14 protein-coding genes are annotated in these 15286 nt (G+C 56.1%); 13 read left to right on the top strand and 1 reads right to left on the bottom strand.

Annotated elements, in window-relative coordinates; all coding sequences use genetic code 11:
- The first annotated feature begins 18 nt into the window (after positions 1-18).
- The 3 genes from EI185_RS11915 (at position 19) to EI185_RS11905 (ending at position 2904) form a co-directional block, all read left to right on the top strand.
- Entirely contained in the window at positions 19-1587 is a 1569-nt protein-coding gene (locus tag EI185_RS11915; RefSeq protein WP_223247811.1) for a gamma-glutamyltransferase family protein, read from the top strand.
- A gap of 62 nt (positions 1588-1649) precedes the next feature.
- Positions 1650-2441 carry a sulfite exporter TauE/SafE family protein gene (locus tag EI185_RS11910; protein ID WP_124705380.1) on the top strand — a complete coding sequence of 264 codons (792 nt, stop codon included), beginning with the start codon at positions 1650-1652 and terminating at the stop codon, positions 2439-2441.
- A gap of 16 nt (positions 2442-2457) precedes the next feature.
- Positions 2458-2904: an Lrp/AsnC family transcriptional regulator gene (locus EI185_RS11905; RefSeq protein ID WP_124705379.1), complete on the top strand. Its 447-nt coding sequence runs from the start codon at positions 2458-2460 to the stop codon at positions 2902-2904.
- A 78-nt stretch (positions 2905-2982) separates the two neighbouring features.
- Here EI185_RS11905 and EI185_RS11900 read toward each other — a convergent pair whose 3' ends face one another.
- On the bottom strand, positions 2983-3534 hold the full coding sequence (locus tag EI185_RS11900; protein ID WP_223247810.1) for a bactofilin family protein: 552 nt from the start codon (positions 3532-3534) through the stop codon (positions 2983-2985).
- 349 nt (positions 3535-3883) lie between these two features.
- Here EI185_RS11900 and EI185_RS11895 point away from each other — a divergent pair, with 349 nt between their 5' ends.
- The 10 genes from EI185_RS11895 (at position 3884) to bamA (ending at position 15285) form a co-directional block, all read left to right on the top strand.
- Positions 3884-5668 carry an ABC transporter transmembrane domain-containing protein gene (locus tag EI185_RS11895; protein WP_124705378.1) on the top strand — a complete coding sequence of 595 codons (1785 nt, stop codon included), beginning with the start codon at positions 3884-3886 and terminating at the stop codon, positions 5666-5668.
- 155 nt (positions 5669-5823) lie between these two features.
- Positions 5824-6573: a 30S ribosomal protein S2 gene (gene rpsB / locus EI185_RS11890; RefSeq protein ID WP_124705377.1), complete on the top strand. Its 750-nt coding sequence runs from the start codon at positions 5824-5826 to the stop codon at positions 6571-6573.
- An 87-nt stretch (positions 6574-6660) separates the two neighbouring features.
- A complete protein-coding gene (gene tsf, locus EI185_RS11885) occupies positions 6661-7536 on the top strand; it encodes a translation elongation factor Ts (RefSeq protein WP_124705376.1) in 876 nt (291 codons plus the stop codon).
- 4 nt (positions 7537-7540) lie between these two features.
- Positions 7541-8263 carry a UMP kinase gene (gene pyrH, locus EI185_RS11880; RefSeq protein WP_124705375.1) on the top strand — a complete coding sequence of 241 codons (723 nt, stop codon included), beginning with the start codon at positions 7541-7543 and terminating at the stop codon, positions 8261-8263.
- 12 nt (positions 8264-8275) lie between these two features.
- On the top strand, positions 8276-8833 hold the full coding sequence (gene frr, locus EI185_RS11875; protein ID WP_124705374.1) for a ribosome recycling factor: 558 nt from the start codon (positions 8276-8278) through the stop codon (positions 8831-8833).
- A gap of 12 nt (positions 8834-8845) precedes the next feature.
- On the top strand, positions 8846-9607 hold the full coding sequence (uppS, locus tag EI185_RS11870; RefSeq protein WP_124705373.1) for a polyprenyl diphosphate synthase: 762 nt from the start codon (positions 8846-8848) through the stop codon (positions 9605-9607).
- Positions 9597-10424, top strand: a complete 828-nt coding sequence (locus tag EI185_RS11865; protein ID WP_124705372.1) for a phosphatidate cytidylyltransferase — start codon at positions 9597-9599, stop codon at positions 10422-10424. Before uppS ends, EI185_RS11865 begins: the two co-directional genes overlap by 11 nt.
- Positions 10421-11611 (top strand): 1-deoxy-D-xylulose-5-phosphate reductoisomerase, encoded by a 1191-nt coding sequence (ispC, locus tag EI185_RS11860; RefSeq protein WP_124705371.1) that lies wholly within the window; start codon positions 10421-10423, stop codon positions 11609-11611. The genes EI185_RS11865 and ispC overlap by 4 nt, the downstream gene beginning before the upstream one ends.
- Positions 11612-11614: 3 nt before the next feature.
- Positions 11615-12970 carry an RIP metalloprotease RseP gene (gene rseP / locus EI185_RS11855; RefSeq protein ID WP_124705370.1) on the top strand — a complete coding sequence of 452 codons (1356 nt, stop codon included), beginning with the start codon at positions 11615-11617 and terminating at the stop codon, positions 12968-12970.
- Positions 12971-12975: 5 nt separating this feature from the next.
- Positions 12976-15285, top strand: coding sequence for an outer membrane protein assembly factor BamA (bamA, locus tag EI185_RS11850; RefSeq protein ID WP_124705369.1), 2310 nt, complete (start codon positions 12976-12978; stop codon positions 15283-15285).
- Position 15286 lies beyond the last annotated feature (1 nt).

Raw genomic sequence — 15286 nt, 5'->3', positions numbered from 1 at the left:
TCGAGAGCCGGTACGGCAATGGCTGTCGCCCCACATTTTCTGGCATCCAGGGCGGCCATCGACGTACTCAAGGAGGGCGGTGACGCCATAGAGGCCATGGTGGCTGCGGCTGCCACCATTGCGATGGTCTACCCCCACATGACGGGACTCGGGGGAGATGCATTTTGGCTGATTCATGAGCCGGGGCAGGAGCCGGTCGCCATCGATGCATGCGGTGGTGCGGCTGCGCGAGCGAACCCATGGTTTTATGCCGGGCGGGGTCTGGATACCATCCCGGTGCGCGGGCCGTTGGCGGCCAATACTGTCGCAGGCACCGTGTCAGGCTGGGAATGCGCGCTGGCGTTGAGCAAACGGCGCTGGAACGGGCGCATGCCCTTATCCCGGTTGTTTGCAGAAGCTATCCGCTACGCGGAGCAGGGTGTGCCTGTCACCGGTAGTCAAATGCGCAGTACCCGGACCAAGCAGGCGGAGCTGGAAAGCCAGCCTGGTTTCCGCGAACATTTTCTGGTGGATGGGGAAACGCCTCAGGAAGGCAGTCTGTTTTTCCAGACCAAAATGGCAGCGACTCTGCGCCATCTGGCTCGCGCCGGTCTGGATGATTTCTATCGCGGTGAACTGGCGCAGACCATTGCGGCAGATCTGGCGGCATGCGGCAGCCCTCTCGCCCTGGCCGATCTGAATGGCTATCGAGCTGAGCTGACCAAGCCTTTGGCGTTGGAGCACAGCCTGGGCAAGCTCTACAATCTGCCTCCGCCCACCCAGGGTGTGGTATCGCTGATGATCCTCGGGATTCTGGACCGGATGGGATTGAACCAAATGGAAGCGGACAGTGCCGACTATGTGCATTGCGTTGTGGAGGCCACCAAGCAGGCGTTTATGGTTCGCGATGCTTATATTACTGACCCCCGGGATATGCGCATCGACGCGCAGGATTGTTTGAAGCCTGAATTTTTAAACCCTTTGGCGAAAGCCATCAATCTGGACCAGGCGCTGCCGTGGGGAAATGGTCGCGGTCCTGGCGATACGGTATGGATGGGTGTGGTGGATGGTCAGGGGCGGGCAGTGAGTTTTATCCAGAGTATCTATCATGAGTTCGGAAGCGGTGTAGTGCTTGAACAGAGTGGACTTAATTGGCAAAACCGGGGATGCAGCTTTTCCTTGCAAGAAGGCGCCCTGAATGAACTGAAGCCTGGGCGCAAACCTTTTCACACCCTGAATCCGGCTTTGGCGCGGTTGCATGACGGGCGTGTGATGGTTTACGGCACCATGGGCGGAGACGGTCAACCGCAAACCCAGGCAGCCGTATTCACCCGTGCAATGGTCTATGGGCAGGGATTGCAGCAGGCGGTGAATGCACCGCGCTGGTTACTTGGCCGTACCTGGGGACGAGCCTCGGACAGCTTGAAACTCGAGGCACGCTTTACTGGAGAGGTGGTCGAATCCTTGCGTCGGCGCGGTCACCAGATCGAGATATTGCAGGATTTCGACGAAGCCATGGGGCATGCTGGCGCGATTGTTTGGCATCCGGACGGCGCGCTGGAAGGCGCGTCAGACCCGCGCAGCGACGGTGGAGTAGCCAGCTTCTAGATGTCAGGCGCCGTGGAATTCGAGGAGCGTTTTGTGTGTGTTGATGAAAGTGGAGAAGCTGTATGACGTTTATCGTTTTTTACCTTGGTCTCGGGGTGGTCGCCGGCCTGTTAGGCGGGATGCTCGGAGTGGGTGGTGGCATCGTGGTGGTGCCCGCGCTGATCTGGATCTTCAAGCGTGAGGGGGTGCAGCCTGATGTGCTGACGCACCTGGCGATCGGCACCTCCCTGGCGGGTATTATTTTTACGTCTTTGTCAGCAATCCAGGCGCAGCAAAAACGCGGTGCGATAGACTGGACGGTAGTACGCATGCTGGTCCCTGCCACGCTGATCGGCGGTTTGGTGAGTGGTTATCTGGCCGGGTTCATTCCAGCGGGAACACTCAAAATGATATTTTCAGTATTCCTGATAGTCGTGTCGCTGCAATTATTGGCCAAATGGCAACCCGCTGCGCACTGGACGCTACCCGGCCCCAAAGGACTTTGGGGCGTTGGCCTGGGAATAGGTTCGTTGTCCGCCATGATGGGAATTGGCGGCGGCACGATTTCCGTGCCGTTTTTGCATGCCTGCAATGTCGAGATGAAACGCGCCATCGCAATTTCCACCACGCTGGGTTTTCCCATCGCGTTGTTCGGGGCGGCGGGTTTCGTTCTGTCAGGGTGGCATCACCCGGGCCTGCCTGCCTGGAGTCTCGGCTATATTGATTTGCCGGCACTGCTTGCGGTAGGTGTTACTTCAATCATTGTGGCGCCCCTGGGCGTAAGACTGGCACACCATCTGCCGGTGGCAAGGCTGAAACGGGCTTTCGGTATACTATTACTCGTGGTTGCACTGCAAATGCTGTTTGGTGGATAAGTTTTAAAGGAAAGCCGTGACCGATCTGGACCAGACAATATTGCGGATATTAATCGACGACGGGCGCAGAAGCTTCGCTGATATTGCCCGTGAGTTGGGAATTTCCAGAGTGCATGTACGCGACCGCGTACAAAAGATGATCACGGATGGTGTGATCGAGAAATTTACCCTGATCGTTAATCCGGAAAAAATCGGCAGCAGCGTTTCGGCGTTTTTTGATGTGGAAGTTGATCCGCAAGGGATTGAAGCGGTTGCGGAAGACCTCGCCCGCCAGCCGGAAGTACGCAGTCTATACATCATGAGCGATATGGCGAGCCTGCATATCCATACCTTGACAGAGGACAGCAAAGCCCTTGAAGACTTCGCACACCGTAATCTTTTTTCCCGCAAACACGTCGTGAAGGTCAACTGCAAAACACTGCTTACGCGTCTCAAGAACCGCCGGGGCGGTCCTCGTATTTAGTGACTTGGCGTTAGTATCAGGTGGTGCGCCGTACCTGCAGTTCTACTGGAGAGAGTGCAGGTACAGCAGTGTAACGGGTTAACCCTGGCGGCGGCCCGCCGAGTTTTTGGCGAGCACCGAAGCCGGGTATGTTTGAGTTGGGCTGGAAACGTTTTCCTGATGCGCTTCCGGTTTTTCCTCGATAGTAATTTCCGGTACTTTAACCAGGCTGGCCTGTGGCGTTGAGAGTGTTGCCACATCTCCCGAGAGAACACCACCTTCCTCAATCTTCAGCGCACCATAGCGAATGTGACCGGTAACTTTCCCGGTAGCATAAATTACCAGCCGTTTGCGGGCGGTGAGTTCACCTTCAAAATGACCACGTACTTCGGCGACGTCGATCTCTGCAGTGCCGGAAAAAACGCCGCCTTCGGCGATGCGGATATCGCGGCTATTCATGGAGGCTTCCACGCGGCCTTCCACAACCAGAATTTCACAATCGGTGATTTCTGAACCTTTCAGCTTGATGTTGGGCCCTACGATGAGCTTGTTACCTTCTTCATGCGATGCAGGTTTTGCGCTCGCAGAAGTTTCGAGTGGTTTGGGCGTATTATCCAATGATTTTGGCGTATCCAATAAGGAATTATTCATGCTGTGGTGAGTGGGCTTGGCATGGGTTGGCTGCATGAAATTCTTTAGCATAATGGATCGTCCTCTCGAAGGAATTGAGTCGCGGAAAGTGACCACGGTAAAAATGCCGCCGTAGATTTGAGTCCGTTAGCAAAATATGCGCCATTTATGAAATATTTATAATAAACAGTCAGATAGCTTAAAATAAAGAGATTGAACATTGTCAGAATGATGAATTTTGTCGCTGCAGAGCGACGGTAAATTCTGATGTTTTTATTAGTATTAAATAAATCAAGGCGATGCCTGTTTTTTGCGTGTCGCTAACCGGCGACGAAGTGTGATGTTTTCGATTGAGTCTTGAATAATCCCTATGCCCCTTACCCGATCAACTCCAAAAAGCAGTCTGGCTACCCTCAAGGGCCTGTTGCCATTTTTGGCCCCCTATAAACGGGAATTTCTCGTGGCCGGTATTGCACTGGTGGTTGCAGCCGGTGCCACACTTGCCATTCCGTATGCGTTCAAGCAGATGATAGATCTCGGCTTTGGAGCAGCCGGCGCAAAAAGCATCCAGCATGTGAATACCTATTTCCTCGCACTGTTCGGTGTGGCCTGCATTCTCGCCGTGGCCACGGCAGCGCGTTTTTACATGGTGTCGTGGTTGGGTGAACGCGTGACTGCCGATATCCGCAGTGCGGTATACAGGCACGTCGTAAGTCAAAGCCCGCAGTTTTTTGAAACGACGCAGAGTGGCGAGGTATTGTCACGTCTGACCACTGATACCACGCTGATTCAGGCAGTGGTCGGCACCAGCATTTCCATGGCCCTGCGCAACGCCTTGCTTTTCGTCGGTGGTCTGTCGATGCTGTTCGTTACCAGCGTCAAGCTGTCGTCCATCATTATTGTGCTGCTGGCTGTTGTGGTGCTGCCGATCGTTATTTTTGGCCGGCGTGTGCGCAAGCTGTCGCGCGACTCGCAAGACCGCATTGCCGATGCGTCAGCGATGGCAGGCGAAATTCTCAACGCGATGCCAACGGTACAGGCATTCACTCATGAGGCAATGGAATCCAGTCGCTTCAGCAGCTTGGTTGAAAATGCTTTCAACACTGCGATGCGGCGCATTCGTGCGCGCGCCATGCTGACTTTGCTGGCGATCTTGCTGGTGTTTGGTGCAATCGTGTTCGTGCTGTGGCTGGGTGCGCACGCGGTGATCGACGGCCAGATGAGCGGCGGAGAACTGGGGCAGTTTATCCTCTATGCTGCGATCGTGGCGGGTGCCATTGGGGCTCTCTCGGAGGTGCTGGGCGAAGCGCAGCGAGCGGCAGGTGCGACCGAACGATTGCTGGAATTAATGGCAGTGCATTCGCCGATCCAGCCTCCTACGCTGCCGCAGAAATTGCCGCCGCGCTCTCACAACGGCGCTGCACTGGTGCTGCAGGAGGTCACTTTCCACTACCCCTCGCGGCCACTCACTGCATCCTTGAGTCACTTGTCGCTTGTTATCCAGCCGGGCGAGACCGTGGCGGTTGTCGGCCCGTCCGGCGCGGGCAAGACCACGCTGTTTCAGTTGTTGCTGCGTTTTTATGATCCACAACAAGGATTGATCACTCTGGATGGCGTGGACATCAGGCAGCTCGATTTGCATGACTTGCGCGCAGCCATCGGCATTGTGCCGCAGGATACGGTAATTTTTTCTGCCAATGCGCTGGAGAATATTCGTTATGGCCGCATCGAAGCCAGCGATGCCGAAGTGATTGCTGCCGCCAAAATGGCTGCAGCGCATGAATTCATCGAGAAACTTCCGCAAGGATATCAATCCTTCCTGGGTGAGCGTGGCGTACGCCTGTCGGGCGGGCAGCGCCAGCGTATCGCCATCGCCCGCGCGTTGCTCAAAAATCCGCCGCTATTGTTGCTGGACGAGGCGACCAGTGCGCTGGATGCCGAATCCGAGCGTCTGGTGCAAAGCGCGCTGGAGGCGGCATTGATTGGCCGTACCACCCTCATCATTGCGCACCGCCTGGCGACAGTGCAACGTGCCGACCGGATTATCGTGATGGAAAATGGCGAAATTGTGGAGGTTGGTACGCATGCGTCGCTGATTGCGCTGGGTGGCGTATATGCCAATCTTGCGGCACTGCAATTCCATGCCTTCAGTTAAGCCATATGCGCGTTGCCGAGAATGTTGCTGACGTGCTAGAATTACGCCCTTGGTGTGCATGGTGCGCATCAAAATTCGCACAGTCGTCAATAGCTTAGGGTGCCCCATGCGGGGTGTTGGGCGACGGCTGGAGGCTTAACCCTAAAGGAAAACTTATGTCCATTACCATGCGTCAAATGCTGGAGGCCGGTGTTCACTTCGGCCATCAAACCCGTTTCTGGAACCCGAAGATGGCACCGTACATCTTCGGCCATCGCAACAAAATCCACATCGTCAACCTTGAAAAAAGCTTGCCGATGTTCGAGGATGCACTGAAATTCGTGCGCAAGCTGTCAACCAACAAGGGCACAGTGCTGTTTGTTGGTACCAAGCGTTCTGCGCGCGAAATTGTGCGCGAAGAAGCTGAACGCGCCGGTATGCCCTATGTGGATCACCGCTGGCTGGGTGGCATGCTGACCAATTTCAAAACCGTCAAGCAATCCGTCAAGCGCCTGAAGGATCTGGAAGCCATGCTGGGCGATGTCAATTCCAAGCTGACCAAAAAGGAAGTCCTGGTGCTGCAGCGCGAATTTGACAAGCTGGATCGCAGCCTGGGCGGCATCAAGGAAATGAGCGCGCTGCCCGATGCGCTGCTGGTGATCGACGTGGGTTACCAGAAAGGTGCTGTGACCGAAGCCAACAAGCTGGGGATCCCGGTCATCGGCGTGGTGGATACAAACAATAGTCCTCTGGGTGTGGATTACATCATCCCCGGTAATGACGATTCCAACCGTGCGATTCGCCTGTATGCCCGCGGCATGGCTGATGCGGTGCTGGAAGGCCGGAGTCAGGTGATCAGCGACATTCTGGGTGAAGGCGAAGAATTTGTTGAGGTAGAAGCCTCCGGTGAAGCTGCAGCGCAATAAGCTGGCTTTTCTGGAAAAAAGGGGGCGTACGCCCCTTTTTTTGTAATAAGTTTTTGAATTTTGAATTAAGAATCCAAGGAGTAAGGCATGGCTGAAATTACTGCAAGCATGGTCAAGGAACTGCGTGAGCGCACCGGTTTAGGCATGATGGAATGCAAAAAAGCATTGACTGAAACCGATGGCGATATGAGTGCTGCCGAAGATCTGCTGCGCATCAAGAGCGGTGCCAAGGCCAGCAAGGCCGCGGGAAGGATAGCGGCGGAGGGTGTGATCGGTTCTTTTGTCAGCGCTGATGGAAAAACCGGTGCGCTGGTAGAGATCAATTGTGAAACCGATTTCGTCGCCAAAAACGAGGATTTTCTGGCATTTGCTACGGCTGTTGCACAACTGGCGGCGCAAAGCGGCATTACCGATGCGGCCGCACTGTCCGAGATGTCCTTGCCTGCCGGTGGCAGCGTCCAGGAAGCGCGTCAGGCCCTGATCATGAAACTGGGCGAAAATCTCAGCATTCGCCGCGCCGCATACTACGCTACGGCAGGTCGTTTGGCTGTTTACCTGCATGGTTCCAGAATCGGCGTAATGGTGGATCTGGATGGTGATGAAACATTGGGTAAAGATATAGCCATGCACATCGCTGCGAGCAAGCCGATTTGCGTGTCCAAAGATCAGGTGTCCGCCGACTTGCTGGAAAAAGAGCGCGAAATCTACACTGCGCAGGCAGCCGACTCAGGCAAGCCCGCCGATATCGTTTCTAAAATGGTGGAGGGCCGTATCAGCAAGTATCTGGCCGAAGTGACCCTGCTGGGTCAGCCGTTCGTGAAAAATCCCGATCAGACCGTGGAAAAGCTGCTGGCCGAGAAAAAGGCCAAGGTGAACGGTTTTACCATGTTTGTAGTGGGTGAAGGCATCGAGAAAAAAGTGGTGGACTACGCTGCTGAAGTGGCCGCAGCCGCCAAGGTTTAACGCCATGAGCGCCCCGGTGTACAAGCGCATTCTGCTGAAGCTGTCGGGCGAAGCCCTGATGGGTGACGACAGCTATGGCATCAACCGTGACACCATTGCCCGCATTGTGGGAGAGGTCAAATCGGTGGTGGATATGGGCGTGCAGGTGGCAGTGGTGATCGGCGGCGGAAATATTTTTCGCGGTGTGGCGCCGGGTGCCGCGGGCATGGATCGTGCGACAGCCGACTATATGGGGATGCTGGCCACGGTGATGAACGCGCTGGCATTGCAGGATGCGTTCCGGCGCGTGGGTGTGCCCAGCCGGGTGCAATCAGCGCTCAACATCGAGCAAGTGGCCGAGCCTTATATTCGCGGCAAGGCACTGCGTTATCTGGAAGAAGGCACGGTAGTGATTTTCGGTGCCGGCACCGGCAACCCGTTTTTCACCACCGATACTGCCGCAGCCTTGCGCGGCATGGAAATGAACGCGGATATCGTGGTCAAAGCCACCAAGGTCGATGGCGTATATAGCGCTGACCCGAAAAAGGATCCGACTGCCGCACGCTATCAGCGGCTGAGTTTTGACGAGGCGATCCAGAAAGACCTGAAGGTAATGGATGCCACTGCGTTCACCCTGTGCCGTGACCAGAATATGCCGCTGGCAGTATTGAGTATTTTCAAAACCGGTGCGCTGGCGCGTTTTGTGACGGGGGAAGACGAAGGTACGCTGGTTCTGGCGCAGTGTTAACAGGAGTTATTCATGATTGCAGACGTCAAAAAAAACGCTGAACAAAAAATGGTCAAGAGCCTGGAATCGCTCAAGACCGATCTGGGCAAGGTGCGTACCGGCCGCGCGCATACCGGCATACTTGACCATGTCATGGTGGATTACTATGGCAACCCGACCGCAATCAACCAGGTTTCCAATATTACCCTGATGGATGCGCGCACCATTGCCGTGCAGCCGTGGGAAGGCAAGATGGTCGGTGCGGTGGAGAAGGCAATCCGTGATGCCGACCTGGGGTTGAACCCATCCAGCCAGGGCAATCTGATCCGCGTGCCGATGCCTGCGCTCACTGAAGAGCGTCGCCGTGACTTGATCAAGCTGGTGAAAACCGAAGGCGAAAACGCCAAGGTGGCAATGCGCAATGTGCGCCGTGACGCCAATGCCCAACTCAAGGATCTTCTCAAGGACAAGGCTATCAGCGAGGACGATGAGCGTCGCGCGCAGGAAGATATCCAGAAACTCACCGACAAATATATTGCCGAGATCGACAAGGCGCTGGTCGCCAAAGAAGCCGACCTGATGGCGGTCTAGGCCTTAAACTCAGTGGGTATTTTTACCAGTTCGACCAAGGACATTCCGCAGGCACCTGCGGTACCGCGGCACATTGCCATCATTATGGACGGCAATGGACGTTGGGCGAAAAAGCGTTTCCTGCCACGCATCGCCGGGCACAAGCGCGGTGTGGAAACCGTGCGCGACGTGATCAAGGCGTGTGGCGACCGCGGCGTGGAATACCTTACCCTGTTTGCATTCAGCTCGGAAAACTGGCGCCGTCCGCAGGAAGAGGTGTCCATGCTCATGGATTTGTTCGCCCTGGCGCTGGAACGGGAAATCACCAAGCTGCACAAGAATGGCGCACGTCTGCGCGTAGTGGGCGACCTTGCACGCTTTGGTCCCAAGCTGGTCAAGCTCATCCGCGAATCCGAACACCTCACTTGCAACAACACCCGCCTCACCCTGACCATTGCGGCCAATTATGGGGGGCGCTGGGACATCATCCAGGCAATGAATGCGATGCTGGAAAAACATCCCGAACTGGCAGGCAAGCCCATTTCCGAAGCGGATCTTGCACCGCACCTGGCCATGCACTACGCGCCCGAGCCGGATCTGTTTATCCGCACCGGCGGCGAGCAACGCATCAGCAATTTCCTGCTATGGCAACTGGCTTACTCCGAGTTGTATTTCACCCCAACGTTGTGGCCGGATTTCGATGCCGCAGCACTGGATCAGGCTATTGCTTCCTACAGTAACCGCGAACGCCGTTTTGGCCGCACCAGCGAACAGTTGGTCGAGCATGCTAAGTAAGCGCTGGGCAACAGCCCTGACCTTGCTGGCGGGTTTTCTGGCATGCCTGTTTCTGTTGCCACAATCCTGGTGGGCACTTGTGATGGCAGTGCCGTTGATATTCGGGGCGCGCGAATGGGCACGCCTGTCCGGATTTTCTGCGTTCACTGCAAATGGCTACGCACTGAGCAGTGTCGCGATGGCGGTGCTGATTTATGGATGGGGCGGGCCCTACCATGCGCAGATTTATCTGGCAGCAACGGCATTCTGGCTGGCCGTCGCCCCCCTTTGGCTGGCATTCGGCTGGCGGCTGCAGCAGCCTTTATTGCGCGTATTGAGCGGCTGGCTGGTGCTGTTGCCGTTGTGGCTGGCATTGCTGGATTTGCGTGCCTACAGCGCTCTCGGCTTGTTATTGCTAATGGGTGTTGTGTGGATTGCCGATAGCGCAGCTTATTTCACTGGCAAGCGTTTCGGTCGGCACAAACTGGCAGCGCAAATCAGTCCCGGAAAAACCTGGGAGGGTGCTGTCGGCGCGTGGTTGGCGGTGACGGTTTATACCTTGATTGTCCTGGGTGTGGCGGCTGCATGGGGACGGGTGCAATCACCTGCGGGGTGGTTGTTGCCATCGGTGTTATTTGTCTGGCTGGTATTTTATTTGAGCGTACTGGGCGATCTGTTCGAGTCCTGGATCAAGCGTCTGGCCGGCGCCAAGGACAGTGGCAACTTGCTGCCCGGGCATGGCGGCATGCTGGACCGTATCGATGCGCTGACCTCCGCTTTGCCGGTATCGGCGCTGATGCTGTTGCACGGTCAGTTACTGACACGGGCGCTGCTATGAGCGTACGTCATCTCACCATACTCGGCGCGACCGGCACGATCGGGGTCAACACCCTGGACGTGGTTGCGCGTCACCCGGATCGTTTCAATGTGGTGGCGCTGTCCGGCAATCACCAGTTGGACAAGCTTGCCGAGCAGTGCCGGGTGCACTCTCCGCGCTATGCCGTGGTGCTGGATGCGGCCAGCGCCGCACGTCTGCGCGAAATACTCAAAGCAATGGGTAGTGCGACCGAAGTGTTATGGGGCATAGCCGCACTGGAGCAGATTGCCGCGTTACCCGAAGTGGATATGGTGATGGCGGCGATCGTCGGCGCCGCAGGTCTGCGTCCGGCGCTGGCAGCAGCCAAAGCCGGCAAGCGCATCCTGCTTGCCAACAAGGAAACCCTGGTCATGGCCGGCAGCCTGTTCATGCAGGCAGTGGCTGCGGGCGGCGCGGAATTGATACCGATCGACAGCGAGCACAACGCGATTTTCCAGTCGTTGCCGCGTCATTTTTGCGGCGATCTTGCAGCGTGCGGGGTGCGCCGTATTCTGCTCACCGCTTCGGGCGGTCCGTTCCGTACCACGCCGCTCAATGAGTTGGCGCACGTCACGCCGGCGCAGGCCTGTGCGCATCCCAACTGGGTAATGGGCAAAAAGATTTCGGTGGATTCCGCCACCATGATGAACAAGGGTCTGGAGGTGATCGAGGCGCACTGGCTGTTCAACGCCACGCCTTCACAGATCCAGGTGGTCATCCACCCGCAAAGCGTGATTCATTCAATGGTCGATTATCTGGATGGCTCGGTCATCGCCCAGCTCGGCAACCCCGACATGCGCACTCCTATTGCCTACGCGCTGGGTTTTCCAGAGCGTATCGACGCTGGAGTATCGGCGCTTGATTTGTTTGGACGCGGGCTCACGTTTGAACCCCCGGACTATGCGCGCTTCCCCTGTCTTAAACTGGCCTTTGACGCGCTGGCCAGTGGCGGCATGTTGCCCGCCGTATTGAATGCCGCCAATGAATCTGCGGTGGCAGCATTTTTGGCCGGGCATGCATCCTATTTGACCATACCCGCCGCGATTGAATATGCATTGTCGCGTGCACCAGGCGGAGAACCGGGCAGCATGGATGATTTGGTGCAGGCCGATCTGCAGGCGCGTGCCGATGCGGATTCTTTCCTCGAAACACAACGGGCGCGAGCGTAGATCATGACACTGTTAACGACCTTGCTTGCCTTTGCGGTGGCACTGGGAATTCTTATTGTCGTGCATGAATTCGGCCACTATACAGCGGCGCGTCTGGTAGGCGTGAAAGTGTTGCGATTCTCGGTTGGCTTCGGCAAGCCATTGCTGTCGCGGCGTTGGGGAAAAGACCGCACCGAATGGGCCATTGCCGGCTTCCCGCTGGGCGGATATGTAAAGATGCTGGATGAACGCGAAGGCCCCGTGCCGGAAGCTGATCGGCATCGCAGCTTTAACCTGCAAAGCGTGGGCGCGCGCATGTTGATCCTGGTCGCCGGACCACTTGCCAACCTGCTGCTGGCGGTGCTGCTGTATTGGGGCTTATTCATGCATGGCGTGCCTGGCCTCAAGCCGGTCATTGCCCAACCGCCTGCGGCGAGCGCTGCAGCGCGTGCCGGACTCGATAGCGGCGACGAGATCAGCGCAATCGATGGAGAGCCGGTGGCCAGCTGGGCCGATCTGCAATGGGCGCTACTGCGTGAACTGCCTACACAACAACCACTCAGCATCGCTTTGCAGGGCGGTGGTACACGCATGCTGGATGCTGCTGGCGTGTCGGTGGATGGCGAATCCGATATTGCAGCCAAACTGGGCATCCGCTTGTTTGAACCGGCGCTTCCTGCGGTGATTGGGCAGGTGTTGCCCGATAGCGTGGGCGCGCGTGCCGGGTTGCGGGTGGGCGACCGCATTTTGGCAATGGATGGGATGAAGATCAACGAGTGGTCGGACCTGGTTAAATCGATACGTGATCGGCCCGGTAAAGCGGTCACCTTGCAGGTGGAACGCGCCAGTCCGGCAGGTCTGGTCGACATCCGGCTGGTGCCACAACGCGCGGATGAAGCCGGTGTGGCGGTGGGCAAGGTAGGCATTGGTCCCAAGGTGGACCCTGCAGTATTTGATTCCATGCTAACCAAAACGCGCTATGGCGTAGCGACAGCATTCACCAAGGCGTTTGCCAAAACCTGGGATACGGCTGTGTTCAGCTTGCAGATGATGGGACGCATGGTGACTGGCGAGGTATCATGGCGCAACCTGTCCGGCCCCATTACCATTGCCGATTATGCGGGACAGTCGGCACGCACCGGCCCGGCCGCATTTGTGACTTTCCTGGCGCTGGTGAGTATCAGTCTGGGTGTGCTCAATCTGTTGCCCATCCCGTTATTGGATGGGGGGCATTTGATGTATCATATCGCGGAGCTTATCAAAGGCAGTCCGGTCTCCGAGCGCGTAATGGAAATCGGCCAGCAAATTGGCATGGCGCTGTTGCTCACCCTCATGATTTTTGCCTTTTATAACGATATTTCCCGTTTGTTTACAGGCTGACCCTAATGCAAATCAAACTTGTGGCTGCACTCCTTACAAGTCTGTGGGCGGTATCCGCCCACGCAATGGATAATTTTGTAGTGAAGGATATCCGCGTTGAAGGAATACAGCGCACCGAAGCGGGTACGGTATTCAGTTATTTGCCGGTGAAAGTCGGCGATACGATGGATGACGAAAAGGCTTCGGCCGCGATCAAGGCACTATTTGCCACCGGTTTTTTCAAGGATGTGCGGCTGGAACAGCAGGGCAATGTATTGATTGTGGTGGTGGAGGAGCGTCCGGCCATTTCCAAAGTTGAGCTGATCGGCAACAAGGAATTTTCCAAGGAGCAGCTCACTACCGGCTTGAAGCAGGCGGGCCTGACGGAAGGCCGCATTTTCGATAAATCGATACTGGATCGTGCCGTACAGGAAATAAAACGGCTGTATTTCAGCAAAGGTAAATACGCGGTACAAATCGAGACGACGGTCACACCGCAGGAGCGCAACCGGGTATCGATCACTTTCAATATCCAGGATGGCGAGGCCGCCAAAATCAGGCAGATCAATATTGTTGGCAACCATGCATTCAAGGAAAAACAGCTGCTGGATGAGCTGAGCGAAAAAACCCCCGGATGGTTTAGCTGGTATACCAAGAACGATCAATACTCCAAGCAGAAACTGGCAGCCGACCTGGAAAAGCTCAAGTCGTTTTACCTGAATCGTGGCTACCTGGAATTCAATGTGGATTCCACCCAGGTGTCGATCACACCGGACAAGAAGGACATTTACATCACCATCAATATCACCGAGGGTGAAAAATACACCGTATCCAGCGTCAAGCTGACGGGAGAGACTGTCGTTCCCCCGGCAGAACTGGAAAAGCTGATTGCAGTGAAACCAGGCGAAGTATTTTCGCGCGAAAAACTCACCGAAACTGCGAAAAAAATTGGCGATCGGCTGGGGAATGACGGGTATGCATTTGCCAACGTCAATGCAGTGCCCGATGTGGATAAAGAGAAACATCAGGTCGCATTCACTTTCTACGTGGACAGCGGCCGGCGCGTGTACATCAATCGCATCAACGTCACCGGCAATACCCGTACCAAGGACGAAGTGGTACGGCGCGAATTCCGCCAGATGGAAGGCGCCTGGTATGCAGCCGATAAAATCAAGCGCTCGCGCGAACGAGTAGAACGGCTTGGCTATTTTAACGATGTCAACCTCACCACACCTGCGGTGGCGGGCACCACGGATCAAGTCGATATTGATCTGGGCGTGACGGAAAAAGCGACTGGCAGCATCATGGTCGGGGCAGGTTTCTCGTCCTCGGAAGGCCTGATCCTGTCGGGTTCGATCGCGCAAAACAACCTGTTCGGTACCGGTAACCAATTATCCCTGCAGGTCAACAGCGGCAAGATCAACAAGGTTTACTCGGTTTCCTATACCAATCCCTACTTCACTCCGGATGGCTTAAGCCTGGGTTATGACCTGTACCGGCGCGACATCAACACCACCTCGCTCAGCAGCGTGGCCACTTATCAGAATTCCACCAAGGGCGTGGGGGTGAGGTTGGGCATTCCGCTGAACGAAAAAGACAGTATCAACCTGGGGCTGGCATACGAGCGCTTCGACCTGACGGTGGATACCAACAGCCCCAAGCAGTACCAGGATTTCGTCAAGCAGTTTGGCAGCAGCAACGATACAGTGCGCGCTGATCTGGGATGGGCGCGCGACAGTCGCGACAGTTTGACGTACCCGACCGAAGGTATGTTGCAGCGGGTCTACGGCGAGGTTGGTATACCGCCCGGCAGTCTCGAGTATTACAAGCTGTCCTATCAACAGCAGTGGTTCAAGCCATTGAGCAAGAATTTTACCCTGATGCTGAACGGCGAAATCGGCTTTGGCAATGGCTATTCAGGCAAGCCGCTGCCGTTTTTCAAGAATTTCTATGCGGGTGGCGTGAGCTCGGTGCGCGGTTACGATACCTCCACGCTGGGGCCTAAGCTGAACGACCCGATTAACGGTGTAGTCGCAGCAGGCGGCAATAAGCGCGTGGTGGGTAATGCGGAGTTGTTTTTCCCCATGCCCGGCCTGAAGGATGACAAATCGGTGCGCATGAGCGCGTTTGTTGATGCAGGCTCGACGTGGGGGGCGGATGATTATCTGGGGCGTTATTCCAGTTTCAGTTTCAAGGATATGCGTTATTCCACCGGTATTGCATTGAGCTGGATTTCTCCGGTCGGACCACTCAAGTTCAGTCTGGCGAAGCCACTCAATCCCAAGCCGGATGACAGGACGCAGGTGTTCCAGTTTACCTTGGGCACGGTGTTTTAAG

The organism is Sulfuriferula multivorans (assembly GCF_003851125.1).
GTDB lineage: Bacteria > Pseudomonadota > Gammaproteobacteria > Burkholderiales > Sulfuriferulaceae > Sulfuriferula > Sulfuriferula multivorans.
Note: the sequence above shows the minus strand (reverse complement) of the source record. Positions and strands in the feature narration are given on the sequence as shown.

What these genes read in the sequence shown, in the direction of transcription:
- EI185_RS11895 (WP_124705378.1), top strand. Translation starts at nt 3,884, where the DNA reads ATGCCCCTTACCCGATCAACTCCAAAAAGCAGTCTGGCTACCCTCAAG.
- EI185_RS11900 (WP_223247810.1), bottom strand. Translation starts at nt 3,534, where the DNA reads ATGAATAATTCCTTATTGGATACGCCAAAATCATTGGATAATACGCCC.
- rpsB (WP_124705377.1), top strand. Translation starts at nt 5,824, where the DNA reads ATGTCCATTACCATGCGTCAAATGCTGGAGGCCGGTGTTCACTTCGGC.
- ispC (WP_124705371.1), top strand. Translation starts at nt 10,421, where the DNA reads ATGAGCGTACGTCATCTCACCATACTCGGCGCGACCGGCACGATCGGG.
- tsf (WP_124705376.1), top strand. Translation starts at nt 6,661, where the DNA reads ATGGCTGAAATTACTGCAAGCATGGTCAAGGAACTGCGTGAGCGCACC.
- frr (WP_124705374.1), top strand. Translation starts at nt 8,276, where the DNA reads ATGATTGCAGACGTCAAAAAAAACGCTGAACAAAAAATGGTCAAGAGC.
- EI185_RS11915 (WP_223247811.1), top strand. Translation starts at nt 19, where the DNA reads ATGGCTGTCGCCCCACATTTTCTGGCATCCAGGGCGGCCATCGACGTA.
- EI185_RS11910 (WP_124705380.1), top strand. Translation starts at nt 1,650, where the DNA reads ATGACGTTTATCGTTTTTTACCTTGGTCTCGGGGTGGTCGCCGGCCTG.
- rseP (WP_124705370.1), top strand. Translation starts at nt 11,615, where the DNA reads ATGACACTGTTAACGACCTTGCTTGCCTTTGCGGTGGCACTGGGAATT.
- EI185_RS11865 (WP_124705372.1), top strand. Translation starts at nt 9,597, where the DNA reads ATGCTAAGTAAGCGCTGGGCAACAGCCCTGACCTTGCTGGCGGGTTTT.
- bamA (WP_124705369.1), top strand. Translation starts at nt 12,976, where the DNA reads ATGCAAATCAAACTTGTGGCTGCACTCCTTACAAGTCTGTGGGCGGTA.
- pyrH (WP_124705375.1), top strand. Translation starts at nt 7,541, where the DNA reads ATGAGCGCCCCGGTGTACAAGCGCATTCTGCTGAAGCTGTCGGGCGAA.